At 61.4% G+C, this 26,352-nt stretch carries 28 protein-coding genes and 1 pseudogene; 13 read left to right on the top strand and 16 right to left on the bottom strand.

From position 1 onward, the window contains the following. Nucleotides 1-8: 8 nt before the first annotated feature. Complete coding sequence (locus DYL61_RS10605) at nt 9-530, bottom strand: RNA polymerase sigma factor (protein WP_105698989.1); 522 nt, start codon at nt 528-530, stop codon at nt 9-11. A gap of 196 nt (nt 531-726) precedes the next feature. Here DYL61_RS10605 and aroQ point away from each other — a divergent pair, with 196 nt between their 5' ends. Continuing rightward, nucleotides 727-1,167 (top strand): type II 3-dehydroquinate dehydratase, encoded by a 441-nt coding sequence (aroQ, locus tag DYL61_RS10600; RefSeq protein WP_135308294.1) that lies wholly within the window; start codon nt 727-729, stop codon nt 1,165-1,167. Then, nucleotides 1,164-2,012, top strand: a complete 849-nt coding sequence (locus DYL61_RS10595; RefSeq protein ID WP_135308293.1) for a shikimate dehydrogenase — start codon at nt 1,164-1,166, stop codon at nt 2,010-2,012. Before aroQ ends, DYL61_RS10595 begins: the two co-directional genes overlap by 4 nt. A gap of 136 nt (nt 2,013-2,148) precedes the next feature. Here DYL61_RS10595 and DYL61_RS10590 read toward each other — a convergent pair whose 3' ends face one another. Both DYL61_RS10590 and quiC read right to left on the bottom strand, forming a co-directional pair. Continuing rightward, complete coding sequence (locus DYL61_RS10590) at nt 2,149-2,790, bottom strand: TetR/AcrR family transcriptional regulator (protein WP_135308292.1); 642 nt, start codon at nt 2,788-2,790, stop codon at nt 2,149-2,151. 77 nt (nt 2,791-2,867) lie between these two features. Beyond that, nucleotides 2,868-4,769: a 3-dehydroshikimate dehydratase QuiC gene (gene quiC / locus DYL61_RS10585; RefSeq protein WP_135308291.1), complete on the bottom strand. Its 1,902-nt coding sequence runs from the start codon at nt 4,767-4,769 to the stop codon at nt 2,868-2,870. 209 nt (nt 4,770-4,978) lie between these two features. Between quiC and DYL61_RS10580 the strand changes: the two genes are divergently transcribed. Next, nucleotides 4,979-6,313: an MFS transporter gene (locus tag DYL61_RS10580; RefSeq protein WP_135308290.1), complete on the top strand. Its 1,335-nt coding sequence runs from the start codon at nt 4,979-4,981 to the stop codon at nt 6,311-6,313. A 1-nt stretch (nt 6,314) separates the two neighbouring features. Here the strand turns inward: DYL61_RS10580 and DYL61_RS10575 are convergent, their stop codons facing one another. Then, nucleotides 6,315-7,193, bottom strand: a complete 879-nt coding sequence (locus DYL61_RS10575) for a DMT family transporter (protein WP_105700223.1) — start codon at nt 7,191-7,193, stop codon at nt 6,315-6,317. A 177-nt stretch (nt 7,194-7,370) separates the two neighbouring features. Here DYL61_RS10575 and DYL61_RS10570 point away from each other — a divergent pair, with 177 nt between their 5' ends. The 3 genes from DYL61_RS10570 (at nt 7,371) to DYL61_RS10560 (ending at nt 9,766) form a co-directional block, all read left to right on the top strand. Next, on the top strand, nt 7,371-7,787 hold the full coding sequence (locus DYL61_RS10570; RefSeq protein WP_135308289.1) for a membrane lipoprotein lipid attachment site-containing protein: 417 nt from the start codon (nt 7,371-7,373) through the stop codon (nt 7,785-7,787). 143 nt (nt 7,788-7,930) lie between these two features. Next, nucleotides 7,931-8,818 carry a KPN_02809 family neutral zinc metallopeptidase gene (gene ypfJ / locus DYL61_RS10565; protein WP_135308320.1) on the top strand — a complete coding sequence of 296 codons (888 nt, stop codon included), beginning with the start codon at nt 7,931-7,933 and terminating at the stop codon, nt 8,816-8,818. Then, nucleotides 8,819-9,766: an alpha/beta hydrolase gene (locus DYL61_RS10560; RefSeq protein WP_135308288.1), complete on the top strand. Its 948-nt coding sequence runs from the start codon at nt 8,819-8,821 to the stop codon at nt 9,764-9,766. A 119-nt stretch (nt 9,767-9,885) separates the two neighbouring features. On the opposite strand, the gene DYL61_RS10555 is transcribed toward DYL61_RS10560, so the two are convergent. The 3 genes from DYL61_RS10555 to DYL61_RS10545 are packed head-to-tail and all read right to left on the bottom strand — an operon-like array spanning nt 9,886 to nt 11,959. Then, on the bottom strand, nt 9,886-10,485 hold the full coding sequence (locus DYL61_RS10555; RefSeq protein ID WP_135308287.1) for an HAD family hydrolase: 600 nt from the start codon (nt 10,483-10,485) through the stop codon (nt 9,886-9,888). Then, on the bottom strand, nt 10,482-11,351 hold the full coding sequence (gene tesB / locus DYL61_RS10550) for an acyl-CoA thioesterase II (protein WP_135308286.1): 870 nt from the start codon (nt 11,349-11,351) through the stop codon (nt 10,482-10,484). Before tesB ends, DYL61_RS10555 begins: the two co-directional genes overlap by 4 nt. Before the next feature lie 38 nt (nt 11,352-11,389). Continuing rightward, nucleotides 11,390-11,959 (bottom strand): GNAT family N-acetyltransferase, encoded by a 570-nt coding sequence (locus tag DYL61_RS10545; RefSeq protein WP_135308285.1) that lies wholly within the window; start codon nt 11,957-11,959, stop codon nt 11,390-11,392. Between the two features lie 76 nt (nt 11,960-12,035). Between DYL61_RS10545 and DYL61_RS10540 the strand changes: the two genes are divergently transcribed. Together DYL61_RS10540 and DYL61_RS10535 are read left to right on the top strand one after the other, a co-directional pair. Then, nucleotides 12,036-12,956: a histone deacetylase family protein gene (locus DYL61_RS10540; protein WP_135308284.1), complete on the top strand. Its 921-nt coding sequence runs from the start codon at nt 12,036-12,038 to the stop codon at nt 12,954-12,956. Nucleotides 12,957-13,127: 171 nt separating this feature from the next. Then, complete coding sequence (locus DYL61_RS10535; protein WP_135308283.1) at nt 13,128-14,354, top strand: TIGR03862 family flavoprotein; 1,227 nt, start codon at nt 13,128-13,130, stop codon at nt 14,352-14,354. A 123-nt stretch (nt 14,355-14,477) separates the two neighbouring features. Here the strand turns inward: DYL61_RS10535 and DYL61_RS10530 are convergent, their stop codons facing one another. Both DYL61_RS10530 and yedA read right to left on the bottom strand, forming a co-directional pair. Next, nucleotides 14,478-15,812, bottom strand: coding sequence for an RNA helicase RhlE1 (locus DYL61_RS10530; RefSeq protein WP_135308282.1), 1,335 nt, complete (start codon nt 15,810-15,812; stop codon nt 14,478-14,480). A 48-nt stretch (nt 15,813-15,860) separates the two neighbouring features. After that, a complete protein-coding gene (gene yedA, locus DYL61_RS10525) occupies nt 15,861-16,757 on the bottom strand; it encodes a drug/metabolite exporter YedA (protein WP_135308281.1) in 897 nt (298 codons plus the stop codon). Nucleotides 16,758-16,917: 160 nt separating this feature from the next. On the opposite strand from yedA, the gene DYL61_RS10520 reads away from it, so the two are divergent. Together DYL61_RS10520 and DYL61_RS10515 are read left to right on the top strand one after the other, a co-directional pair. Next, nucleotides 16,918-17,379, top strand: a complete 462-nt coding sequence (locus tag DYL61_RS10520) for an Lrp/AsnC family transcriptional regulator (RefSeq protein WP_105698814.1) — start codon at nt 16,918-16,920, stop codon at nt 17,377-17,379. Nucleotides 17,380-17,651: 272 nt separating this feature from the next. Further along, nucleotides 17,652-17,795, top strand: a pseudogene (locus DYL61_RS10515) (DUF3077 domain-containing protein); the annotation flags it as partial. Between the two features lie 140 nt (nt 17,796-17,935). Here the strand turns inward: DYL61_RS10515 and DYL61_RS10510 are convergent. The 3 genes from DYL61_RS10510 to DYL61_RS10500 all read right to left on the bottom strand — a co-directional run bounded on the left by DYL61_RS10510 (nt 17,936) and on the right by DYL61_RS10500 (nt 19,893). Then, the gene (locus tag DYL61_RS10510) at nt 17,936-18,547 is read right to left on the bottom strand and encodes a 3'-5' exonuclease (protein ID WP_135308280.1); all 612 of its coding nucleotides are present in this window, start codon (nt 18,545-18,547) and stop codon (nt 17,936-17,938) included. A gap of 25 nt (nt 18,548-18,572) precedes the next feature. Next, on the bottom strand, nt 18,573-19,064 hold the full coding sequence (locus DYL61_RS10505; RefSeq protein ID WP_181157345.1) for a LabA-like NYN domain-containing protein: 492 nt from the start codon (nt 19,062-19,064) through the stop codon (nt 18,573-18,575). A 106-nt stretch (nt 19,065-19,170) separates the two neighbouring features. Beyond that, a complete protein-coding gene (locus DYL61_RS10500) occupies nt 19,171-19,893 on the bottom strand; it encodes a DUF2076 domain-containing protein (protein WP_135308279.1) in 723 nt (240 codons plus the stop codon). Nucleotides 19,894-20,052: 159 nt separating this feature from the next. On the opposite strand from DYL61_RS10500, the gene DYL61_RS10495 reads away from it, so the two are divergent. From DYL61_RS10495 to DYL61_RS10485, 3 genes are all read left to right on the top strand, one after another. Next, a complete protein-coding gene (locus DYL61_RS10495; RefSeq protein WP_105698817.1) occupies nt 20,053-20,712 on the top strand; it encodes a YciC family protein in 660 nt (219 codons plus the stop codon). Between the two features lie 40 nt (nt 20,713-20,752). Then, complete coding sequence (locus DYL61_RS10490; protein WP_135308278.1) at nt 20,753-21,841, top strand: endonuclease/exonuclease/phosphatase family protein; 1,089 nt, start codon at nt 20,753-20,755, stop codon at nt 21,839-21,841. 159 nt (nt 21,842-22,000) lie between these two features. Further along, nucleotides 22,001-23,020 (top strand): alpha/beta hydrolase, encoded by a 1,020-nt coding sequence (locus DYL61_RS10485; protein ID WP_135308277.1) that lies wholly within the window; start codon nt 22,001-22,003, stop codon nt 23,018-23,020. Nucleotides 23,021-23,184: 164 nt separating this feature from the next. On the opposite strand, the gene DYL61_RS10480 is transcribed toward DYL61_RS10485, so the two are convergent. The 4 genes from DYL61_RS10480 to DYL61_RS10465 are packed head-to-tail and all read right to left on the bottom strand — an operon-like array spanning nt 23,185 to nt 26,233. Beyond that, entirely contained in the window at nt 23,185-24,237 is a 1,053-nt protein-coding gene (locus DYL61_RS10480) for a cyclase family protein (RefSeq protein WP_135308276.1), read from the bottom strand. A 21-nt stretch (nt 24,238-24,258) separates the two neighbouring features. Next, nucleotides 24,259-24,555 carry a YciI family protein gene (locus DYL61_RS10475; protein ID WP_135308275.1) on the bottom strand — a complete coding sequence of 99 codons (297 nt, stop codon included), beginning with the start codon at nt 24,553-24,555 and terminating at the stop codon, nt 24,259-24,261. A gap of 9 nt (nt 24,556-24,564) precedes the next feature. Next, nucleotides 24,565-24,849, bottom strand: coding sequence for a muconolactone Delta-isomerase (gene catC / locus DYL61_RS10470; protein WP_105698806.1), 285 nt, complete (start codon nt 24,847-24,849; stop codon nt 24,565-24,567). Nucleotides 24,850-24,886: 37 nt separating this feature from the next. Beyond that, a complete protein-coding gene (locus tag DYL61_RS10465) occupies nt 24,887-26,233 on the bottom strand; it encodes a short-chain fatty acid transporter (protein ID WP_135308274.1) in 1,347 nt (448 codons plus the stop codon). Nucleotides 26,234-26,352: the final 119 nt, after the last annotated feature.

Below are 26,352 nucleotides of genomic sequence, written 5' to 3'. Positions count from 1 at the left end.
TCGGTAATTCATTCGTCGGATGATGCCACCTCGCCGTCCTGCAGGCGCTGCATCACATAGGCCAGGGCCTTGGCCAGATGCTTTTGCACGGAGCTGTCGGAAATGTCCAGGTGCCGGGCGACCTGGGCGTGGGTCATGCCTTCGATGCGGTTAAGACGGAAAATCTGCTGGGTGCGTTCCGGCAATTCCGCCAGAGCCTGCTTCAATGCCAGTCGCTGTTGCTGCGCCATTGCCTGAGCCTCCAACCCGGCCACTTCATCTTCAATCTCGGCCAGCGCCTCGTGGGGCACGGAGTCTGTCTTGCGCCGCGCTTCCTGGCGAATATGGTCGATCAGCAGATTGCTCGCCGTTCGATAGAGATAGCCCTGGGAGTTGTCGATGCGCTCGCCGGCCGGTTTTTCCGCCAGGCGCAGGAAGCTCTCCTGCACCAGGTCTGCGGCCAACTGCGGGTCCCGTACCTTGCGCGCCAGATACCCGCGCAGGGTATCGGCATGCTTGAGAAACAGGCCTTTGAGATCCACGTCCGACAAACCGACTCCCTGGAATGTAAAGGAAACAGGCGGGCATCTTAAGCGTTGTCGAGAATGATTTTCAATTGATATCTAATCCGATCCGCGCCCTTGATAAGGGTTCGATAATCGAACAGATATTCCTGGGCCAATTGACCAAATTAACCATTCAGTACATTTTATCCGCACAACTAACAAGAACTGTGGAGATCCCTCAATGCCGCCAATCGTGCTGGTACTCAATGGCCCCAACCTCAACCTGCTCGGCACCCGCGAACCCGCCACCTACGGCCATGAAACCCTGGCCGATGTCGCCGCCCTGTGCGGTCGCAGTGCTGAGCAACTCGGCCTGAAAATCGAATTTCGCCAGACCAATCACGAGGGCGAATTGCTGGACTGGATCCACGGCGCCCGCGGCCGATGCGCCGGTATCGTGATCAACCCGGCGGCCTGGACCCACACCTCCGTCGCCATTCGCGATGCGCTGGTCGCCAGTGAAGTGCCGGTGATCGAAGTGCATTTATCCAACGTGCATGCCCGTGAAGCGTTCCGGCATCACTCGTTTGTGTCGCCTATCGCCAAAGCCGTATTGGCTGGGTTCGGCAGTCATGGCTACCACCTCGCCCTGGAGCATTTCAGCCAGGTGTTGAAGGCATGAAGCCGCGCATTCTCGCGGGCCTGATCGGCTCCGGCATCCAGGCGTCCCGCACCCCCGCCCTGCATGAACAGGAAGGTGACGCCCAAGGCCTGCGCTACCTGTATCGCCTGATCGACCTTGAGCCCCTGCACTTGGACCTCAACGCCCTGCCCGACCTGCTGGACGCCGCCGAGTTGATGCGCTTTACCGGACTGAACATTACCTACCCATGCAAGCAGGCGATCCTACCGTTGTTGGATGACTTGTCCGACGAGGCGCGGGGCATTGGTGCAGTCAACACGGTGGTGTTCAAGGACGGCAAACGTATCGGCCACAACACCGACTGCCTGGGTTTTGCCGAAGGTTTTCGGCGCAACTTGAATGATGCAGCCCGCCAACGCGTGGTGCAGATGGGCGCCGGCGGTGCGGGTGCGGCGGTGGCTCATGCCCTGTTGGCCGAAGGTGTGGAGCAGCTGAGTATTTTCGACGTGGACCTGGCCCGCGCCCACGACCTGGTGGATAACCTTGCACAGCGTTTTGGCAGCGGCCGCGCTCAAGTCGGCAAGCACCTGGAAAACGCCATGGCCGAGGCCGATGGGTTGGTGAACACCACGCCGATGGGCATGGCCAAGTTGCCGGGTACGCCGGTGCCAGCGGGCTTTTTGCGCGCTGAGTTATGGGTGGCGGAGATCGTGTATTTCCCGCTGGAGACCCAACTGCTGCGCGACGCGCGGGCGTTGGGGTGTCGTACGCTGGATGGGGGGAATATGGCGGTGTTCCAGGCGGTGAAGGCGTTTGAGTTGTTCAGTGGGGAAGTGGCGGATGCGCAGAGGATGCTGGCGCACTTTCAGAGCATGAATACCTGACTGGCAAAATGAAATTTAAAATGTGGGAGGGGGCTTGCCCCCGATGACAGTGGGTCAGCAATAGATAAGCTGACTGATCCACCGCTATCGGGGGCAAGCCCCCTCCCACATTTTGAATGCATTCCAACTTGAGGTCTCAGGCTTGGAGATACCGCATCACCGACTCACAAATCATCTCCCGATGCCGCTGCTTGATCGCCTCATCCGACAGTTCGATCTGAAAGATCTCACTGAACGTATGCCGGTTCGACACCCGGTAAAAGCTGAATGAGTTGATCAGCAGGTGCACGTCCAACGGTTCCAGCCCTTCCCGGAACAAGCCCAGCTCGGCGCCACGGCGCAAGGTTTCCCCCAGCCCTTCAAGGATTTTGCTGTTCATCGCCTTGATGGTGTTGGTGCGCTTTACGTACTCGGCATTGTGGATATTTTCGATGCTGACGATGCGCACAAAATCCACATTCTGGTCATGGTGATCAAAGGTGAATTCCACCAGGCGCCGGATCGCTTCGCGGGGCTCCAGGGCGGTGAGGTTCATGCGGGTTTCGGTGTTGCGGATATCGCCGTAGAGCTTCTCCAGCACCTCGACGTACAACTGCTCCTTGCTGCCGAAGTAGTAATAGATCATGCGCTTGGAGGTGTGGATGCGCTCGGCGATGGCGTCCACGCGGGCGCCGGAAAGGCCCTGCTGGACAAACTCGACGATGGCTTCCTGGAGTATGTTTTCGCGGGTCTTTTCCGGATTGTTCTTACGACTCTTGCGGGGTGCCTCGGAGGTCATGGTGCGCTCACGGCCAGTGTTATGCAGGCGGTGATTATGGGCCGCGATGCTCCCCGAAGGAAGCACCTCCCCTGCCCTTATAAACGTGCCTGGCGAACCGCGCCGCTGCGGGATTTGGCCATGGCGGCCAGGCGCACCGCCACATTGGCCGCGCCATAACCGGCATAACCGTTCTTGCGCTGGATGATCTCGAAGAAAAACCGCCCTTCGAACGGCTCGGTGTACACGTGAAACAACTCACCGCCCTGGGCGTCGCGGTCGTACAGCACGTTGTAGTACGCCAGTTCGCTGAGAAACTCATCGTCAAAATCGAAGCGCGCCGCCAGGTCGTCGTAATAGTTGAGCGGGATATCCAGCAGCGGCACGCCAGCCTCTTTGGCCCGGCGCACCTCGGCGAAAATGTCCGTGCAGTCGAAGGCAATGTGGTGCACACCCGAGCCGCGATAGCTCGACAGCGCGTGGGAAATGGCGGTGTTGCGGTTCTCGGAAATATTCAGCGGCAGGCGGATCGAGCTGCAACGGCTGCGCAGCGCACGGCTTTTCACCAGGCCGTAGGGATCAGGCAGCACCACTTCGTCATCGGCTTCGAAATCCAGCAGGCTCTTGTAGAACAGCACCCAACTGTCGAGGCTGTCGGCCGGCAGGGCCATGGCCATATGGTCGATGCGCAGCAGGCCGCCGCTGGAGGCCGTGCTCGCCTGCAAGTTGAAGTCGGTGTCGTACAGGCCGCCCTCGTTTTGGTCCACCAGGTAAATCAGGCTGCCATCGGGTGCACGCACGGCGGCCAACTCCAGCTCGTTGGGCCCGACCAGGCCGCGATAGGGCTGGCCCTTGTACGCCACCGCCCGCTCCAGGGCCTTGGCGCTGTCCTTGACCCGCACCGCCGTGGCGCACAACGACGGGCCGTGGGCTTCGAAGAAGTTGTGGGCGAAGGAATAAGGTTCGCAGTTGAGGATCAGGTTGATATCGCCCTGGCGCAACAGGCTCACGCTCTTGGAGCGGTGTTGCCCGGCCTTGACGAAGCCCAGGCGCTCCAGCCAGTGGGTCAGCTTGGCGCCGAGGCTTTCGTCCACGGCGAATTCGAGGAATTCGATGCCGTCGTACTCGCTGGCGGCCGGGGTGTCGAACAGGACCTCGACCGGTTGCGCGGGCGCTTCCTGCTGCAAACGTTCGCGGGTTTTCTCTTCCAGATACAACAAGGAACGCAGGCCATCTGCCGCGTTGGCACGGGTTGGCGCAGCGCGGAAACCGTCGTTGAAAATTTCCAGGGACAGCGGACCGGTGTAGCCACTTTTGATGATCGGCGCGAGGAAGCCCGCCAAGTCGAATTCACCCTGGCCGGGGAAGCAGCGGAAATGCCGGCTCCACTCCAGCACATCCATGGCCAGAATCGGCGCGTCGGCCATTTGCACGAAGAAGATCTTGTCGCCGGGGATCTGGGCAATCCCACTCGGATCGCCCTTGAGGGACAGGGTGTGGAAGCTGTCGAGCAACACGCCGAGCGCCGGGTGATCAACCTGCCGCACCAGGCTCCATACCTGTTGCCAGGTGTTCACATGCTTGCCCCAGGCCAGCGCTTCATAGCCAATGCGCACGCCACGGCGGCCTGCGTGTTCGGCGAGCAGGCTCAAGTCATCCAGCAAAATCCGTTCATCGCCGACGCAATCGGCCGACGCATTGCTGCACACCAGCACCAGGTCAGTGCCCAGCTCTTGCATCAGGTCAAATTTGCGCTCGGCCCGTTCCAGGTTGCGCGCCAGGCGGTCGCGGCGGCAGCCTTCAAAGTCGCGAAACGGCTGGAACAAGGTGATGGCAATGCCCAGGTCGGCGCACATCTGCCTAACTTCTCGCGGACTGCCGTCGTAATACAACAAGTCGTTTTCGAAGATCTCGACCCCATCGAACCCGGCGGCGGCAATGGCTTCGAGTTTTTCCGGCAGGGTGCCGCTCAAGGAAACGGTGGCAATGGAACGTTGCATGGACGACTCCCGGCAATTGTTGTTTGTGGCAAATTATCGCCCCCAGCCTAGTGGCAGCAATTAAAATGTACGAACCGGTTAGTTTTTGGTGCGATTATCGAACACTTTGCCGATTTGGCGAATTGACGATTTTTTAACCGCTGCGCACCATCGATTCAGTAACAAGACCCAGAACACACCATAAAAATTTCAAAAACGGGTACGACCTCATGCCTCTGCAAAACACCGTCCTGGCCGCGCGCCCGGGCACCCCGCACGCCGGCATCGGCGATAAAATCCGCGGCGCCCTGGCCGTGGGTAAAACTCGCTGGGGCATGTTGGCCCTGGTGTTCTTCGCCACCACCCTGAACTACATCGACCGCGCAGCCCTGGGCGTGATGCAGCCGATCCTCGCCAAGGAAATGAGCTGGACGGCGATGGACTACGCCAACATCAACTTCTGGTTCCAGGTCGGCTATGCCATTGGCTTTGTGCTGCAAGGCCGCTTGATCGACCGCATCGGCGTGAAGCGCGTGTTCTTCTGCGCCGTGCTGCTGTGGAGCCTGGCCACCGGCGCCCACGGTTTGGCCACCTCGGCGGTGGGCTTTATGGTCTGTCGCTTTATCCTCGGGCTGACCGAAGCCGCCAACTACCCGGCCTGCGTCAAGACCACGCGGTTGTGGTTCCCTGCCGGAGAGCGCGCAGTGGCCACCGGGATCTTCAACGCCGGCACCAACGTCGGCGCGATGATGACGCCCATGCTGCTGCCGCTGATCCTGCACGTATGGGGCTGGCAGGCGGCGTTCCTGTGCATGGCGGCACTGGGGTTGATCTGGCTGGTGTGCTGGGGCTTGAAGTACTACAACCCGGAAGACCACCCTACCGTTAAACAATCCGAATTGGACTACGTGCAACAGCAAGCCGAACCGGAACAACCGGGCGTGCCGTTCAGCCGTATCCTGCGCATGCGCGGCACCTGGGCGTTCGCCATTGCCTACGCGCTGACCGCCCCGGTGTTCTGGTTCTACCTGTATTGGCTGCCGCCGTTCCTGAACCAGCAATACAACCTGGGCATCAACGTGACCCAGATGGGCATTCCGCTGATCATCATCTACCTGACCGCCGACTTCGGCAGCGTGGGGGGCGGGATTCTGTCGTCATTCCTGATCGGCCGTGGCATGAACTCGATCAAGGCGCGGTTGCTGTCGATGCTGCTGTTTGCCTGCTGCATCGTTGGCGTGGTCATGGCGGCCGGTTCCAGCCACCTGTGGGTCGCGGTGTTCGCCATCTCCCTGGCCATCGGTGCGCACCAGGCCTGGACCGCGAATATCTGGAGCCTGGTGATGGACTACACGCCCAAGCACATGATGAGCACTGTGTTCGGTTTCGGCGGCATGTGCGCGGCCATCGGCGGCATGTTCATGACCCAGATCGTCGGCCATATCCTCACCGTGACGAACAACAACTACACCGTGTTGTTCACGCTGATCCCGGCGATGTACTTCCTCGCGCTGACCTGGATGTACTTCATGGCGCCGCGCAAGATTCCTACCGTAGACCTGTAACTTACCTGCGCCGCTGCTGCCAGGCAGCGGCCAACCCGCTCATGCAGATCACCCCGATGCCGACCACCGTGGTCAAGTCGGGGGTATGACTGAACACCAGCCAGCCCAACAACCCCGCAAACACGATCTGGCAATAGCCGAACGGAGCCAGCAACGCTGGCGCCGCAAAGCGGAACGCCTGGGTCAGCATCAAGTGCGCGGTCATCCCACAGGTGCCCAGCGCCAGCATCAGCGCGGCATGCCACAGCGTCGGGATCTGCCAGAAGAACGGCACCAACGCACTCATCACCAAGGTATTGCACAACCCGGCAAAGAAGTTGCTGGTGGTCGGTGTGTCGTATTGGCTGAGGATGCGCGTGAGCAGTTGGTAGAAGCAGAAGAACAGCGCCGAACACAGCGGCAGCAAGACCGCCGGGGTAAACAGTTCGCCGCCGGGGTGGATGATGATCAGCACGCCGATAAACCCGCTGATCACCGCCAGCCATTGGCCGCGCGTCACGTGTTCACCAAGCAGTGGCACCGACAGCGCGGTCACCAGGATCGGCGCCAGGAAGTTCACCGCCGTGGCTTCCGCCAGCGGGATGTAATGCAACGCCGCGGTGAAAAACAAACTGGTGCCCAGCAGGCACAGCGCCCGCACCACCTGCATCCCCGGCCGCTTGCTGCGCAGCACCCGCAGGCCCGACTGCGGCAGGAAGATCCCGGCCATCAGCAAGGTGTGCACCAGGTAGCGCGCCCACACCACCATCACAATCGGGTAAAACCCGGCGAGGTATTTGGACAAGGCGTCGTGGCTGGAGAACAGGAACGTCGCCACCACAATCAACAGAATGCCTTTGAAGGGATGGTTGACGCCGGAAAGGGGGGTACTGACGGTCATTGAGTTCTCGTGCGGGGCGCGCGGTGGCATTCAACCCGGTAATCTAGCAGCCGGGCCTGCGTCTGCCCCAAGAGCATAACCAAACACCGTGCGAACAGCGCACTAAATCACGGGATTTGAGTCCAACGCTGCACGTTGACCCGGTGTTGTACACTTTTTAACCAAGGCCTTGCTGCTATGAAAAAAGCCCTCTTTGTTGTTTCTGCCCTTGCCCTGCTGACTGCCTGTAATCAAGAGACCAAGGACGCCCCCAAACCTGCACCGGCCTCGGTGCAGGCGACCCTGGTGCCAGAAACCCCGCCCACCGACCAATGGGTGGGTAAATGGATCGGCGTCGAAGGCCTCTACCTGACCATCGCCAAGGACGACAGCATTGGCCGCGGGCATTACCTCCTCACCATGCAATACGGCCTCGACGCCGACGATGCGGGCACCTTCAAGGGTGAAGCCAACGAAGACGGCATCGCCTTCAACCGCCCGGACGGCCCGCAACTGCTGCGTGCTGGTGACGGCGCAGACACTGGCCTGAAATGGCTGGCGGATAAAAAGGACTGCCTGATCGTGGTGAGCGGCGAAGGTTACTGCCGCCAATAACGTCCATACTCAATCCTTGTGGCGAGGGAGCTTGCTCCCGCTGGGTTGCGCAGCAGCCCCAAAAGCTTGGGAGCGCTTCGCACTCCAGCGGGAGCAAGCTCCCTCGCCACAGTTACACACAGCTCACAAAGAGGACCGCCACGATGCTATGGAAAAAAGGCCGACGCAGCGACAACGTAGTGGATGCCCGCGATGACAGCGGCGGTGGTGGCGGTGGCATGCGCTTCGGCGGCGGCAAGGGCCTGAGCCTGGGCGCGATTCTGCTGATCGTCGGCATTGGCTGGATCACCGGCCAAGACCCGTTGCAGATCCTCGGCCAGCTCAGCGGCCAGATGGAACAGGCACCGTCGGTCAGCACCCAGACGCGCCAGGCGCCGCCGGCCAACGATGAGCAAGCCGATTTCGTGCGGGCGATCCTCGGCGACACCGAAGACACCTGGGCCCAGGTGTTCAAGGAAAACGGCGTGGCGTACCAGAACCCGAAACTGATCCTGTTCCGCGGCCGCGTAAACTCCGCCTGCGGTGGCGCCACCTCGGCCAGCGGCCCGTTCTACTGCCCGGCGGACCAACAGGTGTACCTCGACCTGGATTTCTTCCGCGAAATGTCCCAACGCTTCCAGGCCGCCGGCGACTTCGCCCAGGCGTATGTGATCGCCCACGAAGTCGGGCACCACGTGCAGACGCTGCTGGGCATTTCGGCCAAGATCCAGTCCGCACGCCAGCAAGGTCGCCAGATGCAAGGCGATGGGGGCCTGCTGGTCCGCCAGGAGCTACAGGCCGACTGCTTTGCCGGCGTATGGGCCAACCGAGCGCAAAAACGCCTGAACTGGCTGGAACCCGGCGACATTGAAGAAGCCTTGAATGCCGCCAACGCCATTGGCGATGACCGCTTGCAGCAACAGGGCCAAGGCCGTGTGGTGCCCGACTCGTTTACCCACGGCACCTCGGCACAGCGCGTGCGCTGGTTCAAGACCGGCTTCGCCCAGGGCCAGATCACTCAATGCGACACCTTTTCCGCCAAGAGCCTTTAAATGACTAAACGATGGGGATGGCTGCTGGGACTGCTGGTCAGTTGTTCAACGTTGGCTGCTGACCTGGATCGATTTCACCTGAACGCCGGCGACCTTAGCGTCGGCTTGAGCCAGGATTGGCGCCAACCCCTGCCCGGCGTTACGCGTGCGCTGATCATCGTGCATGGTCGCCTTCGCGATGCGCAGACCTATCTGGAAAGCGGCGAAAAGGCTGCCGCGAATGCCGGGCAAGGCGCCAACACCCTGGTGATCGCGCCACGCTTCCTGATTGAGTCGGACGCACGTCACGAGCATGTGGACGATCAAGTGCTGCGCTGGACCGACAACGGCTGGATGGCCGGTGAACCCTCCACCGCCCCAGGCCATATCAGTTCCTACGGCGCACTCGACCAAATCATCAAGCATCTGGGCAATCGCAAGCTGTTCCCGGCGCTGAAAGAAATCGTCGTGGCCGGGCATTCCGGCGGTGGCCAGGTGGTGCAGCGTTTTGCCCTCCTCAGCCACGACCACCCGAAACTGCAAGCCGAAGCCATCCGCCTGCGTTACGTGGTGGCCAATCCTTCGTCCTACGCCTACTTCACCCCGCAACGCCCGGTTAAGTTCGACCCGGCCACCTGCCCCGGCTTCAATGACTGGAAATACGGGCTGAACAAGCTGCCGGCCTACGCCAAAGGCGCAGTGCAAGTTGAGCAGACCTATGTGTCACGCGACATCACCTACCTGTTGGGCCAACAGGACATCGACCCGAAACATCACGCGCTGGATATTGGCTGTGAAGCGGAGGCTCAGGGCGCGTATCGGCTGATTCGTGGGCACAACTACTTCGACTACCTCAAGCAGCGGCATCCGCAGCTGGGGCATCAGTTGGTGGAAGTGCCAGGGGTGGGGCATAACGGGGATGGGATGTTTACGTCGCCTGAGGGGCAGAGGGTGTTGTTCCCCCAGTAGTCACTGGACGAACTCGGTTCAAATGTGGGAGGGGGCTTGCCCCCGATTGCAGTGTATCAGCTACAGATTAGCTGACTGACACTCTGCTATCGGGGGCAAGCCCCCTCCCACATTTGACCTCATTGCTTGGGCTGGATCATCCGGCGCAAGGCCGAGCAGTCTTCGGCATGCCAGTCAACCAACTCCGGCCACGGGTTCTCCGGCAAGTTGACCAACACCGTGCGCGTCCCCGCCGCCCGGCCGCAATCCAGGTCAAAGCGATAATCCCCCACCATCACCATCTCGCTTGGCGCCACATCCCAAGCCGCCGCCAACTTCAACAAACCATCCGGATCCGGCTTGGGTTGCGCATCATCCCGCCCCAACACATCGTCGATGGCAAAGCAGTCCGCCAGGCCAATCGCCTCCAGGGTGATATGCGCCAACTCCCGCGCATTGCGCGTCAGGATGCCCAGGCGATAGCCACGGGCGGCCAATTCACGTACCAACTCCACCGCACCTTCGGCGGCCACGGAACCCACCGCCAGCTCGCGCTCATGCTCCAGCAACCACGCATGCTTGGCCGCCGCCACGTCCGCCGGCAACGCCGCCAAGTGCGTGAGGATGTCGTCCTCTGGCGGAATCTCCAGGGCCACGCGAATCGCCGCAAAATCATGCACGGCCACCGTCAAGGTGCCGTCCATGTCGAACACCCAATGTTTAACGTCCGACAGGCTCATGCCCAATCCTTGCGATGGCGAATCAAACCTTCCTGGGTCACCGACGCCACCAGTTGCCCGGCACGGTTGTACACGCTGCCACGGGAGAACCCGCGGGAATTGCCGGCCCATGGGCTGTCCATGGCATATAGCAGCCAGTCGTCGGCGCGCAGGTCGGCGTGGAACCAAAGCGCATGGTCAAGGCTGGCGACTTGCATGTCTTTCTGCCACACGGTCTTGCCATGGGGCAGCAGCGACGTGGTCAGCAGGCCGAAATCCGAGGCGTAGGCCAGCAGGTATTTATGCAGCGCCGGGGTGTCGGCCAGGGCGCCGTCGGCGCGGAACCACACGTACTTGACCGGGTCGGACGGCTGCGGGTTGAACGGGTCTTTTTCGGTGACCGGGCGCACTTCAATCGGCTTGGGGCACAGCAGCTTGTCGCGCATGTGCTCGGGGATCAGGTGCGCGCGTTGCTGGATCAGTTCCAGCTCCGACGGCAGGTTCTCCGGGCCGACCACCACGGGCATGGTGCTCTGGTGTTCAAAGCCTTGCTCGTCGTATTGGAACGAAGCGCTGCAGGTGAAGATCGGATGGCCTTTCTGGATCGCCGTGACACGACGGGTGCTGAAACTGCCGCCATCGCGCACGCGGTCCACCGAGTAGACAACGGGCAACGCGGCATCACCTGGACGCAGGAAATAACCGTGCAGGGAATGCACGTGCCGCGCGTCTTCTACAGTCTGGCTGGCAGCCGACAGCGACTGGCCCAGCACCTGGCCGCCGAACAGTTGGCGAAAACCCAGGTCCTGGCTGCGGCCGCGAAAGAGGTTTTCCTCGATCGGCTCCAGGGTCAGCAAGTCCACCAGATCTTCCAATACTTGGCTCATAGAGCAACTCCTACAATCGATGGGGCATTCCGGGCTGCTTATCCGTGCAACGTGTCCAACCATTGGGCGCGGGAGATGCGGTACAACACATGATGGCGCAGCGGGTCATCGGCTGCGACCTTGGGGTGTTCAAAATCTGCCTGGGGATCGTAATGCATACCGATGGCCTGCATGACTTTTTGTGATGGCAGATTGGCTTCGGTGGTAAAGGCGACGATCTCGTCCAACTGCACGCGGTCGAACCCACAGCGCAGCGCGGTCCACGCCGCTTCACTGGCGTAACCCAGGCCCCAATGTTCACGGGCCAGGCGCCAGCCGATTTCCACCGCTGGGGTGAAGGCTGCATCAAAGCCGACATGCAGCAACCCGGTCAGGCCGATAAATTCGCCGGTGTCCTTGCGCTGCAAGGCCCACAGGCCAAAACCGTATTCGGCGAAGTGCCCGCGAATGCGCCCGATCATGGCGGCGCTCTCCAGATGGCTCAACATGGCCGGGAAATAACGCATCACCTGCGGGTCGGCGCACATGCGCGCAAATTCCGGCAAGTCGCTGTCGCGCCATTGGCGCAGCACCAGGCGTGCACTTTCCAGTTCGAGTATCGGCTCCATGGGTCCCCTCCCCTTGCCATGTGCGAGAGTGTACAACGCGGGTAAGATGCGTCGCAGGTTCCCGTCAGAAAATCCCATGCCTTTGCCATTGATCTACCACGACGACTACAGCCCCGAGTTCCCGGCGGACCACCGCTTCCCCATGGACAAGTTCCGCCTGTTGCGTGACCACCTGGTGTCCAGCGGGCTGACCGAGGACAGCCAACTGCTGCGCCCACAGCTGTGCCCGCCGGAGATCCTGGCCCTGGCCCACGCCCCCGACTACATCGAACGCTACATGGGCGGCGAACTGTCCCGCGAAGACCAGCGCCGCCTCGGCCTGCCGTGGAACGAAGCCCTGGCCCGACGCACCGTACGGGCGGTGGGTGGTTCGATCCTGGCCGCCGAAAAAGCCCTGGAACATGGCCTGGCCTGCCACTTGGCCGGCGGCACCCACCACGCGCACTACGATTACCCGGCGGGCTTTTGCATCTTCAATGACCTGGCGGTGATCAGCCACTACCTGCTGGCCAGCGGCCGGGTCAACCGCGTACTGATCTTCGACTGCGATGTGCACCAGGGCGATGGCACCGCACGCATCCTGCACGACACGCCAGAGGCGATCACCGTGTCGCTGCACTGTGAAAAAAACTTCCCGGCGCGCAAGGCCCAGAGCGATTGGGACATCCCACTCCCCATGGGCATGGGCGATGGCGACTACCTCAAGGTGGTGGACGACGCGCTCAACTACCTGCTGCCGCTGTACCAGCCCGACCTGGTGCTGTACGACGCCGGTGTGGATGTGCACAAGGACGACGCCCTCGGTTACCTCAAGCTGACAGACGAAGGCGTGGCCGCCCGCGATGAAAGCGTGATGCGCCACTGCCTGGGCCGCGATATCCCGGTAATGGGCGTGATCGGCGGCGGCTACAGCAAAGACCGCCCGGCCCTGGCCCGCCGCCACGGCATCCTGCACCACAGCGCACAACGGGTGTGGACGTCATCAGGTTGTCATTGAGTTGTGAACCTTACCCACAATGGCTGTGGAACGGCCTGTGGATAACTTGAGCGTAAGCGTCTGAGAGACACTATCTGTATGGCCTGTAGGAAGCTGTACGTTTTTTGATCAGGCGTTTGCGTCGTCGTCGGGTAGAATGCTCGGCCTGTTTATTCGACCGTAGCCTTTGCCATGTCCCAGACCGCTCCTCACCACGTCATCATTATCGGCGGCGGCCCCGCCGGGCTGATGGCCGCCGAAGTCCTGAGCCAGGCGGGCGTGCGGGTCGACGTGTACGACGGCATGCCATCGGTGGGGCGCAAGTTCCTGCTGGCCGGCGTGGGCGGCATGAACATCACCCACTCCGAAGATTACCCGGCGTTCCTGTCGCGCTACGCCGAACGTGCGCCGCACATGGCGCCGTTGCTGCGGGCGTTTGGCGCCGAGGCGTTGTGCGAATGGATACACGGGCTGGGGATCGAAACCTTTGTCGGCACGTCCGGCCGTGTATTTCCTACCGACATGAAAGCCGCCCCACTGCTGCGCGCCTGGCTCAAGCGCCTGCGGGACCAGGGCGTGGTTATCCACACCCGACATCGCTGGACGGGCTGGGCGGATGACGGTGGGTTAGTTATCCACAGCCCCGACGGCGAAAAAGTTGTCCACAGCGATGCGGTGCTGCTGGCCCTCGGCGGTGGCAGTTGGTCGCGCCTGGGCTCAGATGGCGCCTGGCTCAAGCTGCTGGAAGACCAGGGCGTGCCTTACGTTGCGCTGCAACCGAGCAATTGCGGGTTTGAGGTGTCGGCCTGGAGCGAATTGATGGTCAGCAAATTCGCTGGCGCACCGTTGAAAAATGTCGCCATTGGCTTAGGGGATGACAAACCCCGGCTCGGTGAATGCGTGATCACCGCCACCGGCATCGAAGGCAGTTTGATCTATGCGCTGTCGGCGCCGATTCGTGAAGCAATCAACCGCGACGGCTCGGCCACGGTGCATATCGACTTGCTGCCGAGCAAGCCGCTGAACAAGGTGCAAGCCGCGCTGGCCAAGCCCCGTGGCTCACGTTCGATGAGCAAGCATTTGCACAGTCAATTGGGGTTGGATGGGGTGAAGGCGGCGTTGTTGCGGGAGTTGGCGCCTGCTGGGCATTTCAGTGATCCGGCGCAATTGGCGGTGGATATCAAGGCGCTTCCCTTGACCCTGGTTAAGACTCGGCCGATGGATGAGGCGATCAGCACGGCGGGCGGCGTGCCGTTCGAGGCGTTGGATGAGCGGTTGATGCTCAAGCAAATGCCGGGGGTGTTTTGTGCCGGGGAGATGTTGGACTGGGAGGCGCCGACGGGCGGCTACTTGCTAACCGGGTGTTTTGCCAGTGGGCGGGCGGCTGGGCGGGGGATGGTGGAGTGGCTTAAGGGCTGAGGTCTTTGTTGAGTTCAAGGCCGCCATCGGGGGCAAGCCCCCTCCCACACTTTAAATGTATTCACAGGTCAAAAATGTGGGAGGGGGCTTGCCCCCGATGAGGCCCTCAGCTACAACACAAAATCACTTCTTCTTACGCGGCCCGGTATTAAACACCGGCACCTTGCGCACCGGCTTGATCGAAGGCTCCGCCGGCGCCACTTCGCCGCTGTCCACCCACTTGCCCAGGTTGCGCTTACCGCCACCGCCGGACGCTTTCGGCTTCTTCGGTTTCTTCGGCTTCTTCACCACTTGCCCACTGGCATCGGTCTCCGGCACGCGGTGTTCCGGTTCGAAGTCCTGTTCCATATGGCGCGCCAGGGTCTGACGGGTCAGCATCTCGATGGCCGAGAGCATGTTCACCTCATCGGCACACACCAGGGAAATCGCCTCACCGGTGTTGCCTGCTCGGCCAGTCCGGCCGATACGGTGGATGTAATCCTCGGCAACGATGGGCAGGTCGAAGTTGACCACCAGCGGCAGGTCTTCGATATCCAAACCACGCGCCGCCACATCCGTAGCCACCAGAATCTGCACATCGCTCGACTTGAAACGGTCCAACGCACGTTGGCGCGTAGCCTGCGGTTTGTCGCCATGGATGCCATCGGCATTGACGCCCAGGCCCTGCAACTTATCCACCAGCGCGTCCACACCGTTGCGGGTCTTGGCGAACACCAGCACCTGCTTCCAGTGGCCTTTGCGCATCAGGTGCACAAACAGCTCCGGCTTGCGCTTCTTGTCCACCGGCACGATCCACTGCTTCACGGTGTTGGCGGCAACGTTGCGCGGGCTGACTTCGATGCTCAGCGGGTCATTGAGCATCTGCCCGGCCAACTGGCGGATGTCATCGGAGAAGGTCGCGGAAAACAGCAGGGTCTGACGCTTCTTCGGCAGCATGCGATAGATGTTCGCCAGCTCTTCGGAAAAGCCCAGGTCGAGCATGCGGTCGGCTTCGTCCAGCACCAGGGTTTGCAGCTGGTTGAGTTTCAGCGCGTTCTGGCGGAACAGGTCGATCAGCCGGCCAGGGGTGGCGACCAAAATGTCGACGCCCTTGCGCAGCTTCATCATCTGTGGGTTGATGCTCACGCCGCCGTACACCGCGTAGGTGGTGAGCGGCAGGTTTTGCGCGTACTCGGCGACACTGGCGTGAACCTGCTCGGCCAGTTCACGAGTAGGGCACAGGATCAGCGCACGCGCCGAGTTAGGCGCGACTTTCGGCCCTTCCATCGTCAGCAATTGCAGGAGCGGTACGGCGAAACCGGCGGTCTTGCCGGTGCCGGTCTGGGCCGCAGCCATCAGGTCGCGACCGGCCAGCACCGCCGGAATGGCTTGCGCCTGCACCGGCGTCGGGGTCTGGTAGCCGAGCGTCTCAAGGGCGCGCAGCAAGGGTTCGATCAGGCCAAGTGTGGCGAAAGTCATGTAGTTACCGTAGGAAAATTCAGCGCAAGGAACGCAATGGGCCGCAGTTTACCTTATTTCCGGCTTGGGCTTGCGCCACTGGGGCAGGCTGATCAACAGCACGGCGCTGATGATCACCAGCATGGCCAGGGCCTCTTCCAGGCCAATGGTCTCGCCGACGAAGACAATCCCCAGCAACACTGCCACCGCCGGGTTCACATAGGCATAACTGGTCGCCGCCGCCGGACGCACGTGCTTGAGCAGGTACATGTAGGCGTTGAAGGCGATGATCGAGCCGAACACCGCCAGATACGCCAGGGCCAGCCAACCTTCTATCGGCGGCATGGCGTGCAGGCGCTCACCGGAGAGGGCGCTGCCGATCAATAGCGTCACACCGGCCACCAGCATTTCCGCCGCACTGGCCATGGCGCCCTGGGGCAACGGCAGGCGCCGGCTCCACACCGAACCAAAGGCCCACGACGCCGCTGCGAACAACAGCAACGCGGCGCCGGTCGGGCTCGATTGCAAGGTGCTGCCCATGTTGAGCATGGCAATCCCGGCGATCCCCAAAAACACACCGGCCCATTCCAGACGGGTATTACGCGCCCCCCAGAAAAACCCACAGAGCAAGGTAAACAACGGCACCGTCGCCACGGCCAGCGCGGCCACCCCGGACGACACACCCGAGTGCTCGGCCAACGTCACCCCACCGTTGCCGAAGGTCAGCAGCAAAATGCCGATCTTGGCCGCGGCCTTCCACTGTTCCCAGGTCGGCGCCGGCACCCCGCGCCAGCGCAAGAAGCCATACATCACCGCCCCCGCCGCCAAAAAGCGAATCCCGCCGAGCATCAACGGCGGCCAGGACTCCACGCCAATGCGGATCACCAGGTAGGTGGAACCCCAAATCACATACAACGCAAAAAAAGCGGCGATCAACGGTAAGGGAAAGCGACGTGGGCCAGGCATTGGGTGGCTCTATGGCAGGAGGAAGGACGCTTATTCTAGAAAAGCGGCCTGCTGAACATAAGTTACAAAACCTGTTTAAACCGCCCATACACTTTTCAAAGCATGGTTATGAAGGCTATAAACCGTGCTTTCGAAAGCCACGTGCAACAGGAGCCTTATCATGGACAAATACGACCGCATGCTCCTCAGCGCCCTGCTCGAAGACGGCCGCGCGTCCTACGCGCAACTGGCACGCAAGGTAAACCTCTCGGCCCCGGCCGTGGCTGAACGAGTCGCCAAGTTGGAAGCCAGTGGCGTGATCACCGGGTACCAGGCCAAGGTGGACCTGTCCAAAGTCGGTTTGCCGATCCAATGCATGATCGAACTGAGGCTGACCAACCATGGCAGCCAGAAGGTGTACGACGCCCTGGCGGAAATCCCCGAACTGACCGAATGCCACCGCGTAACCGGTGACCCGTGCGTGATCATGCAAGCGGCGGTGGGCTCGATGCCGGAGCTTGAGAACCTGATCAACCGCGTGGCGAAGTTCGGGTTCAGCAAGACCTCGATCATCTTGTCGAGCGCGATAGAGCGGCGGGTGCCGTTGGGGCAACTGGAGGGCAATGGGAAAAATGGTGGCTGACCTATCGCTATCGCAGGCAAGCCTGCTCCCACATTTTGACCGCATTCTCATGTTGGAACCCGGTCAACTGTGGGAGGGGCTTGCCCCAATGCCAGTCAGTTAAGAGATCGGAAGGATAAAAAGTAACCTGTGGCGAGGGAGCTTGCTCCCGCTGGACTGCGCAGCAGGCCCATTTTTTGGGGCCGCTTCGCGGCCCAGCGGGAGCAAGCTCCCTCGCCACAGGTACAGTCTTTGCCTTAACTGACTGGCATTAGGGCTTGCCCCCGATGGATGCGGCGGATTTGCTGCATTGCGCGGTGGAGACGGTGCAGGCGTCGGGGGAAGTGCTGAGCGCGCAGCAACGGGCGGTGATGCATTTGGTGGAGATGGCGAAGGTGGTGGTGGATCAGGCTCTGGATTGCACACAGTCTCGATGAACACCACATAACTAATGTGGGAGGGGGCTTGCCCCCGATGGCAGTGTGTCAGCTACAAATAAGCTGGCTGATCCACCGCTATCGGGGGCAAGCCCCCTCCCACATTTGAATTTCATTGATATTGAAAGCCGGGCTCGGGCTCAGAACCCGCGATGCTTCTTCAAATGCTCGTTGATCTTCGCCGCCGGCACTTTCTGCAACGTACACAGCAGGTCATGGGACAGTTCGCGCAAGCCGTGGGTGCTGCGCAGTTCCTGGGCCAGATGGGCGGTCAGGTTGGCCGCCATTTCTGCATCCGCCATCGCCCGGTGAGCCTTGCCGGTGTGTGGCAGTTGGGCGAAGGCATTTAATGTGCCGAGTTTGTGATTCGGCGCCGTAGGCATCAACCGCCGCGCCAGCAACAGCGAACAGGCGAATTTCTGCAAACGGGTGCGGCGGATCAGGCCCAACTCGTAGTCCCAGAATTTCTGGTCGAACGCAGCGTTATGCGCCAGCAGTGGCGTGGTGCCGACGAACTCATTCACTTCGTTCATCACCCGCTCGGCCGGTGGCGCGCTGCGCAGCATGGCGTTGCTGATGCCGGTGAGTTGTTCGATGAACGCGGGGACGCGCACGCCGGTGTTCATCAGGCTCTGGTAGCGGTCCACGATCTGGCCGCGCTCAAGGATGACCACCGCGATTTCCGTGGCCCGGCAGTGGCTGCTCGGGGTGATGCCGGTGGTTTCAAAGTCGATGACCGCTATACGTTCCAAACCTGTTCCAACTCCGTTCAAGCCATTATTTGAGCAGCAACGCGCCTTCGATGGGCACGTAGCGGCTGGCGGCGCGTATCAGTGAGTTCGCCGTCAGCCCCGGTACGCCATAGGCCACAGCCTGCACGCCATGTTTGTGGATAACCCGGTCGAGCAGCATGTCGAAGTCACCGTCGCCCGAGGCCAGGACGATTTCGTCGACGTGGTCGGCGGCGTCCATGATATCGATGGTGATGCCCACGTCCCAGTCGCCCTTGGCCGAGCCGTCGCTGCGCTGGATGTAAGGCTTGAGTTTTACCGTAAAGCCCAGGTTGCGCAGGATCTGCTGGAATTGCTGCTGCTTGCTGTCGCCACGGTCGATGGCATACGCGTACGCCTCGACGATCTGCCCGCGCGAGCTGATGTCAGCCCACAGCGCGGCGTAGTTGAAGTGGCAACCATAGGCCTGGCGAACGGTGTAGTAGAGGTTTTGCACATCGGCAAATACTGCAATTTTCTTCACCGCGCTTTCCCTCATAACAGCCAGGCATCAGGGCCCGAAAAGGCTGCCAGTATGCCAGCCGCGAGCCGGTTGCCGGGAAAAATCAGACCGGGGCGACGATGCGCCCCGGGTTTGAGGTGGGTCAGACGAAGGAATCGTCGTCGCCGAAGGAAGAGGAGTCGTCGGAATAATCGCTGTCGGCAAAGCTATCCGAGTTGTTGCTGCCCCAGCTGTCATTGCCGGCAAAGCGTTGGTCATCGTTGCCCCAACCGCCTTGGTCACTGGCCGGTGCCGGTTGCTCGATGATTTCTTCGACAATCTGCGGCTGCTGGTTGTGATGGAACAGGCTGCTGATGCCCTCGGCCAGCAATACACCCCCGGCCACGCCCGCAGCGGTTTTCATCGCGCCGCCCAAGAAGCCGCTGCCAGCAGGTGCGGCCGGTGGCTGTTGATAATTCTGCTGCGGTGCCGGTTGATTGAATGCCGGGCGAGCCGGTTCACGCCAGCCGCCAGAAGACGACGGGGCAGCCTGTGCCGGTTGCGGATCACGGGAACCGCCACCAAAGATGCTCGACAAAAACCCTCCGCCGCTCGACGGCGCCGGTTGCGCGGACCTGGCCTGCTGCAATTCATCCTGCAACTGCTGGATCTGCTGCGCCTGTTGCTTGTTCTGCGCGTCGAGGCTCTTGAGCGCGTGTTCCTGCACCAGAATCGACTGGGTCATGTAGTACCCGGCCGCCGGTTGGCGAGTCATATGCTCCTTGATCCGCGCCTCGGCCTGGGCGTCGCGGGGGGCTGAATCCGTTTCGGCTTGCTGCAACCGTGAAAACAGTCCATCGATCAGGGTTTGCTCTTCGCTGTTCATGGCGACCTCGTTAGATTGCCGGTAGAAATCGTGAGTACGCGCTAGTTATGGGGCTGTTACCAGTTGTTTCAATGGTCTTTACTCAAGGTTTACGTTTGCGTGCCGAAGCTCCTGATCGGTTAAAGTGTCGCCCTTGCTTTTAGGCCTGCGATGAACCTGATGAATCCGTTAGACGTACTGCGCGACTCCTTCCGTTTCACCCAACGCAACCTGGGCGCCATCGTGCAGCTGTGCTTGCCGTTGGTGATTCTCGAAGCCCTGCTGCAACAGGTGCTCAACCACGCCGTCGGCCCGGATGCCTTCCCCGGTTACAGCGTGGTGGTGGGATTGTTGGTGTACCCGCTGTACACCGGCGCGTTGATCCTGTTTCTCGATGCCCGTACTCGAGGCGAGTCGCCGCGCACCAAGGATGTGTGGGCCATGGCCCTGACCCTGTGGCCGCGCTTCGCCCTGCTGACGGCCATGAGCACGCTGCTGATTCTGTTGGGGCTGTCGCTGTATTTCCTGCCGGGCTTGATTCTGATGGTGCTGCTGGCCTTTGCCGAATACCTGCTGGTGTTGCGCGGCATGTCGGCGCTGGAGGCGATGAAAGAAAGCCTGCGCCTGACCCGCGGGCATTTCTGGCGAATCCTGCTGTGCCTGCTGTGCGTGATGACGCCGCTGTGGCTGCTCAAGGGCGCCAGCGTTGCGGCCTATCCAGACCCGGCGCCGCTGCTGGGCTTGCTGATGGACAGTGCCCACAGCTTCCTGCAACTGTTTACCAGCGTCGTCCTGTTCCGTTTATTCATGCTGATCGGTGGCGATGCCGACGCGCGGTGATATGCTCCGTGGCTCCTCTGAAACGCTATAAGCCGAGCCGATGACCCGTTTATTGCGCATAACCCTGCTGGGCCTGTTGATCATCGCAGGCCTGCTCGCCACCCTGATCTACAGCCTGACCTGGCGCCCGGAACCCAAGCAAACCCTGCCCGTCAGCTGCGTAGCACCGCGTGCACCGACGCTGTTGCCGGGGCAGGCGCTCAAGGTGATGACCTGGAACGTGCAATACCTGGCCGGCAAAAACTATGTGTTCTGGTACGACACCGCCGATGGCTCCGGCCCCGACGAGCGCCCCACCGTAGAAGACATGGCCGCCAGCCTCGACGAAGTGGCGCGGGTGATTCGCGACGAACAACCCGACATTCTGCTGCTGCAGGAACTCGACGAAAACGCCAAGCCCTCCCACTACCAGGACCAACTCGCCCTGCTGCAAGAGCGCCTGGCCGACCTCTACCCGTGCAGCACCCAAGCCTTCGACTGGAAGGCCGACTTCGTGCCCGACTGGCACATCTTTGGCAGCGTCGGGCGCAAACTCGCAACCCTCAGCCGCTACCAGATCGAACACGCCGAGCGCCTGCAATTGCCGGTGTCGCCCGCCAACTTCATCAGTCGTCAGTTTCAACCCAAGCCGGCCCTGTTGCTGACCTATCTGCCCCTGAGCGACGGTGGTCAACTGGCGGTACTCAATACCCGCCTGGACGGTGACGCTCCCGGTCGCAGCGCGGTGCAGGAACAGGTACACACCACGGTCAAACTGCTGGATAAATTCGAAGGTCGCGGCACGCCGTGGCTGATCGGCGGGGATTTCAACCTGCTGCCCCTGGGGCAATTCCTACGCCTGGATGCCAGCAAACGCGGGCAGTATTCGCCAGACAGCGAGCTGCACCTGCTGTGGGACAAATACCCGATGATCCCGAGCAACAGCCAAGCCAGCGGTATCGACCGTGAGCAATGGCTGACGAACTTTCCCAATGACCCGAGCGTGGAGGGCCCGGATCGCACACTCGATTACCTGTTCTACAGCCCGCGTATCAAGCGGGTAGAGGCCAAGGTGCGCCAGGACGACACGCTGCGTATTTCCAACCATTTGCCGGTGATTGCACGCTTCCTGCTGCCCGCCGCGCAGTAGCTCACAGAATTGTCCCCGCAAAGGGGACAATTAATCTCGATTCAGCCTAATTGTCTCTCACTCGATCAGGCCGTAAATTCACTCCCAAGCCAGCACGCAGACAGCCAGAGGCGCTGAAGCGGCCCTCCAATTCCAATACTTCAAGTGAGCGCAAACGACATGAACACTTTCAAAAAAGCCCTGACCGCCACCGTCCTCGCCCTGTCCATCGGCAGCGCCTACGCCGCCGACACCGCAGTGCCCGAGCATCAGACCCAGGCGTTTCTCAACGCCCTGGCCGCCGGCGGCGGTCGCCCGCTTGAACAACTGAGCCCCAAGGATGCACGTGCGGTCCTGACCGGCGCGCAGAACTCGGTGAAAGTGGACATGTCCGGCATTGAAGTCAGCGACAAGACCATCAAGGTGGATGGCCAGAACATCAAGCTGACCATCGTGCGTCCCGCCAACATCAAGGGTGAGCTGCCGGTGTTCATGTACTTCCACGGCGGTGGCTGGGTGCTCGGCGACTACCCGACCCACGCCCGTCTGATTCGTGACTTGGTGGTTGGCTCCGGCGCGGTAGCGGTGTACGTGGACTACACGCCGTCCCCGGAAGCGCACTACCCGACCGCCTTCAACCAGGCCTACGCCGCGACCCGTTGGGTGGCCGAGCATGGCAAGCAGATCAACGTCGACAGCACCCGCCTGGCAGTGGCCGGTAACAGCGTCGGCGGCAACATGGCGGCGGTGGTGGCCCTGAAAGCCAAGGAGCAGAACACACCGAAACTGCGCTTCCAGTTGCTGCTGTGGCCGGTGACCGATGCGAACTTCGACACCCCGTCGTACAAGCAGTACGCCGAAGGCCACTTCCTCACCAAAAACATGATGAGCTGGTTCTGGGACAGCTACACCACCGACGCCAAGCAACGCGCCGAGATCTACGCATCGCCACTGCGGGCAACCCCGGCGCAACTGACTGGCCTGCCACCGGCGCTGGTGCAAACCGCTGGCCTGGACGTACTGCGCGATGAAGGCGAGGCCTATGCCCGCAAGCTCGACGCAGCCGGTGTGGACGTGACGGCGGTGCGCTACAACGGGATGATCCATGACTATGGTTTGCTCAACCCGCTGAGCAATATCCCGGAAGTGAAAGCAGCGATGCGTCAGGCGGCGGGTGAGTTGAAAGCGCACCTGAACTGATTCACCTTGTGACTGGAAACTCTGTAGTGAGCGGGCTTGCCCCGCGCTGGGTGGCGAAGCCGCCCTAAACCCTGGCACCGCGGTGTTTCAGCCAGACCGAGGTGTATGGATTTGGGGCGGCTTCGCCCCCCAGCGCGGGGCAAGCCCGCTCACTACAAGTGCCTTTAAACGGTGGCCACCGGCGTCAACGGTGACGCAACAGCACCCGGCAGTCGTAGTGGGGGCGCGGTCAGCAGGAATCGATAGCGGCCCACCGAACGCAGGTAGTTGGCCAGAGGGGTGAGGTGCCATAACTCGCCCAGATGCACGCCCAGTTTGAACAGGCAGTGCTGGTGCAACGGCAGCGCCGCACAGCAGGCATCGCCTCCCGTCGCGGGGTGTGCCTCGACGGCATAGTTGTCGGCTGCAATCGCCGCCAATTGACTGTCGGTAATCCACTGCAGCAATTTCTCATCACGGCCATCGAGCACCGCACAGCTGTCGCTCAGCCGCTGGGCATCGGGCTTGCGTTGCATGCCCAACACGACGTCGGCGAAACCGGTGTGCAGGCAGACGATATCGCCCGCTTCGACCTCCACCCGATCAGCCTCCAATACCCGCATGAGCGTGTCGTAGCCGACCAGGGTACGGGCGTCACCCAGGTGCGCGCGCAGGTCGATCAGTGCAGCACGACCTTGCACACAGCTTTGCGCCATTTGCTCGATACCCAATGCCGTGGCGGCCGAGGTACTGGTATCGCGCATGTGATCCTGGATGCCACAGTCGTCCGCCGTGGTGGGGCCCACCACATGCTCACCCGCCGCAAAGCCGTTGTAGTAGACCGCTTTGGCTGTGCCGCTGCCGTCAACATCGAACAGCGAGCCAACGTGGGCAAGGCCGTCCCATTGGGTCGAGTACTGCAAATGCAGGATCGCCAAGTCATCGCTGAGTACGTCGGGCCGGCCGGGTTCCAGTTCGCCCAGCAGGCAATTGAAATTGACCTGGCCGCGTCGCAACGTGGGTCGCAGAACCGGTGGGTGCCGGTTGGGGTTGAGCCCGTTGCCACCGGGATAATCCAGGGGAAGGCTCAAGCAGAACGTCCTGCCCTCAATGACCTGCGCGATGCCCTGGCGGGTTTTTTCGCGGGTAATGAGGTTCAGGCGACCGAGTTGATCGTCAGCCCCAAAGTCACCCCAGTTGGACCCTTCGGGGCGACGCGCCCAGCGTGGATTGGACATGAAGTACTCCCGCTACAAAAGTTAAAGCAGGCACTCACCCGCCACGTAGGCTTTGCGCCAGCGCGTGATCGCCACCCGTTCAAATAGCTGGACCCGGTGGAACGGGTCCGAGGCAATGAACTGCTCGGCTTCTTCCCGTGTAGCCAGGTCAACCACATACAGCCCGCCGCCCTGGTCAGTGCCGTCGTCGTGAAGCTTGGCACCGCAGGCCAGCAGCAACGCCTTGTGCTGCGCCAGAAACGCCAGGTGCTCATCGCGGGTGTCGCGGCGCAGCTGTTGATTGCCTGGCTTATCCCAGGTCTCGATCAGAAACGGCATCGGCAGCCCTCAATTGGCACTAATGGCAGATGGGTGTTGCGCCAGCGGCGTCACCTGGATCGTCATGAACGGGTACAGCGGCAGCGCGCTGAGCAACTGATGCAGCTCATCGTTGCTGGCAACGTCGAACACGCTGTAGTTGGCGTATTGCCCCACCACCCGCCACAAATGCCGCCAGCGGCCATCGCGCTGCAGCTCCTGTGAAAAAGCCTTCTCTTCGGCGATAAGCCTGGCCGCTTCCTGCGGATCGAATGTCGAGGGAATGTTCACGTGCATCTGGACCAGAAAAAGCATTGGCGTACCTATTTCTATTGTCTGTATGGCAGTGGCATCAGTGGCTCAGGTAGCCCCACAGCAGCACCGCAGCGATATAAATCAGGCCGACCCACAGCATGATGATCACGGTGTAGCCCATCACATCCTTGAGCTTGAGACGTGACAGGGCCAGCGCCGGCAGAATCCAGAACGGTTGAACCAGGTCGTTCCAGGCATTGCCCAGCATGACGGCCATGGACGTCTGGGCCAGCGAGCTGTTCAGCGACTTCGCGGCCTCGATCATGAATGGCCCCTGGATGGCCCAGTGACCGCCACCCGATGGCGCGAAGAAGTTGATCACGTACGAGCTCAGCAACCCCCAGAACGGCAGGGTTTGCGCAGTGGAAATCTCGACGAAAACCCGGGAGATGCTGTCGACCAGTCCCGAGCTGTGCATCATCGCCATGATGCCCGCATAGAACGGGTACTGCAGGATGATGCCGCTGATGGTTTTGATCCCTTCGGTCAGCTTGGCAATGTAGTTGGCCGGCGTGCCGAGCAGCAGCACGCCGAGGAACAGAATCAGGAAGTTGACCTTGTTGAGGTCGAGGCTGCCGCCATTGACGAAGTGCATGACCAGATAGCCGAGGCCCAGCACACCGATCAACAGGCTCAGCAGACGGCTGTTGTTCAGGCGCGAAGCGAGGGTGCCGTCGGCGAACAACTCATCGACCTTGGCGGCGCCTTTGTTGTCCTGGCGCTCGTCGAGGGTGCGGTCCACTTCAACGATGTCTTCCGCCCGTCGAGGATGCAGCCAGGCATTGAGCAGTGGCATGGTGATCAGCACGGCTGCTGCCGTCAGGAGCATGGGCAGTGAGAAGATCGTCTCGCTGAGCCCGATCAGGCCCATCTTCGATTCCAGTGGATGCCCAGGCGTGGAGATCAGCACCGGAATCGTCGCGGAAAGCCCCAGGCCGTAAAGGGTAAAACCGCTGTACGCCGCGGCAATGATCAGGGGGTAATGCACCCCGCGTACGCGAAGCGCGAGCTTGCGCGCCACGATGCCGCCGATCACCAGGCCGAAGCCCCAGTTCAGGTAGCTGCCGATACCGCCGACCAGGGTGGCAACAATGATCGCCGCGTGTGGGCTTTTGACGCGGCTGACGATCTTCTCGAGGAGCCCGTCGATCAACGGCGAGGCGGCCAACGCATAACCCATGGCCAGGATCACGGCCATCTGGGTGGTGAACGCCAGCAGGCTCCAGAAACCATCGCCCCAGCTTTGCAGCGTCTGAACCGGGTTCTGCCCTTCGACGAGTACCGCAAGCGCCATCGTCAATAAGGTCAGGCCGATGGCGAAGACAAAGGGATCAGGCAGGTAGCGACGCATCAACTCCGTGAAAAACCCGGTGAGTTTGTTCAATGATGACTCCGTTTTATTTTTTTTCTGTCAGGTCAAGCCGCGTCGCCAGTCTCGGCGCGCAGGACGACAGCACGGTAGCCAAGGGGTCAGGCCCGTACAACCCGGTGCTCGATTATCTG

The organism is Pseudomonas nabeulensis, from assembly GCF_004682045.1.
Classification (GTDB): Bacteria; Pseudomonadota; Gammaproteobacteria; order Pseudomonadales; family Pseudomonadaceae; genus Aquipseudomonas; species Aquipseudomonas nabeulensis.
This window is presented reverse-complemented; position numbering and strand designations above follow the sequence as displayed.

Bases quoted from the DNA above. Each gene is read 5' to 3' on its own strand.
- aroQ (WP_135308294.1), top strand. From the start codon at position 727: ATGCCGCCAATCGTGCTGGTACTCAATGGCCCCAACCTCAACCTGCTC.
- DYL61_RS10595 (WP_135308293.1), top strand. From the start codon at position 1,164: ATGAAGCCGCGCATTCTCGCGGGCCTGATCGGCTCCGGCATCCAGGCG.
- DYL61_RS10590 (WP_135308292.1), bottom strand. From the start codon at position 2,790: ATGACCTCCGAGGCACCCCGCAAGAGTCGTAAGAACAATCCGGAAAAG.
- quiC (WP_135308291.1), bottom strand. From the start codon at position 4,769: ATGCAACGTTCCATTGCCACCGTTTCCTTGAGCGGCACCCTGCCGGAA.
- DYL61_RS10580 (WP_135308290.1), top strand. From the start codon at position 4,979: ATGCCTCTGCAAAACACCGTCCTGGCCGCGCGCCCGGGCACCCCGCAC.
- DYL61_RS10575 (WP_105700223.1), bottom strand. From the start codon at position 7,193: ATGACCGTCAGTACCCCCCTTTCCGGCGTCAACCATCCCTTCAAAGGC.
- DYL61_RS10570 (WP_135308289.1), top strand. From the start codon at position 7,371: ATGAAAAAAGCCCTCTTTGTTGTTTCTGCCCTTGCCCTGCTGACTGCC.
- ypfJ (WP_135308320.1), top strand. From the start codon at position 7,931: ATGCTATGGAAAAAAGGCCGACGCAGCGACAACGTAGTGGATGCCCGC.
- DYL61_RS10560 (WP_135308288.1), top strand. From the start codon at position 8,819: ATGACTAAACGATGGGGATGGCTGCTGGGACTGCTGGTCAGTTGTTCA.
- DYL61_RS10555 (WP_135308287.1), bottom strand. From the start codon at position 10,485: ATGAGCCTGTCGGACGTTAAACATTGGGTGTTCGACATGGACGGCACC.
- tesB (WP_135308286.1), bottom strand. From the start codon at position 11,351: ATGAGCCAAGTATTGGAAGATCTGGTGGACTTGCTGACCCTGGAGCCG.
- DYL61_RS10545 (WP_135308285.1), bottom strand. From the start codon at position 11,959: ATGGAGCCGATACTCGAACTGGAAAGTGCACGCCTGGTGCTGCGCCAA.
- DYL61_RS10540 (WP_135308284.1), top strand. From the start codon at position 12,036: ATGCCTTTGCCATTGATCTACCACGACGACTACAGCCCCGAGTTCCCG.
- DYL61_RS10535 (WP_135308283.1), top strand. From the start codon at position 13,128: ATGTCCCAGACCGCTCCTCACCACGTCATCATTATCGGCGGCGGCCCC.
- DYL61_RS10530 (WP_135308282.1), bottom strand. From the start codon at position 15,812: ATGACTTTCGCCACACTTGGCCTGATCGAACCCTTGCTGCGCGCCCTT.
- yedA (WP_135308281.1), bottom strand. From the start codon at position 16,757: ATGCCTGGCCCACGTCGCTTTCCCTTACCGTTGATCGCCGCTTTTTTT.
- DYL61_RS10520 (WP_105698814.1), top strand. From the start codon at position 16,918: ATGGACAAATACGACCGCATGCTCCTCAGCGCCCTGCTCGAAGACGGC.
- DYL61_RS10505 (WP_181157345.1), bottom strand. From the start codon at position 19,064: ATGAGGGAAAGCGCGGTGAAGAAAATTGCAGTATTTGCCGATGTGCAA.
- DYL61_RS10500 (WP_135308279.1), bottom strand. From the start codon at position 19,893: ATGAACAGCGAAGAGCAAACCCTGATCGATGGACTGTTTTCACGGTTG.
- DYL61_RS10495 (WP_105698817.1), top strand. From the start codon at position 20,053: ATGAATCCGTTAGACGTACTGCGCGACTCCTTCCGTTTCACCCAACGC.
- DYL61_RS10490 (WP_135308278.1), top strand. From the start codon at position 20,753: ATGACCCGTTTATTGCGCATAACCCTGCTGGGCCTGTTGATCATCGCA.
- DYL61_RS10485 (WP_135308277.1), top strand. From the start codon at position 22,001: ATGAACACTTTCAAAAAAGCCCTGACCGCCACCGTCCTCGCCCTGTCC.
- DYL61_RS10480 (WP_135308276.1), bottom strand. From the start codon at position 24,237: ATGTCCAATCCACGCTGGGCGCGTCGCCCCGAAGGGTCCAACTGGGGT.
- DYL61_RS10475 (WP_135308275.1), bottom strand. From the start codon at position 24,555: ATGCCGTTTCTGATCGAGACCTGGGATAAGCCAGGCAATCAACAGCTG.
- catC (WP_105698806.1), bottom strand. From the start codon at position 24,849: ATGCTTTTTCTGGTCCAGATGCACGTGAACATTCCCTCGACATTCGAT.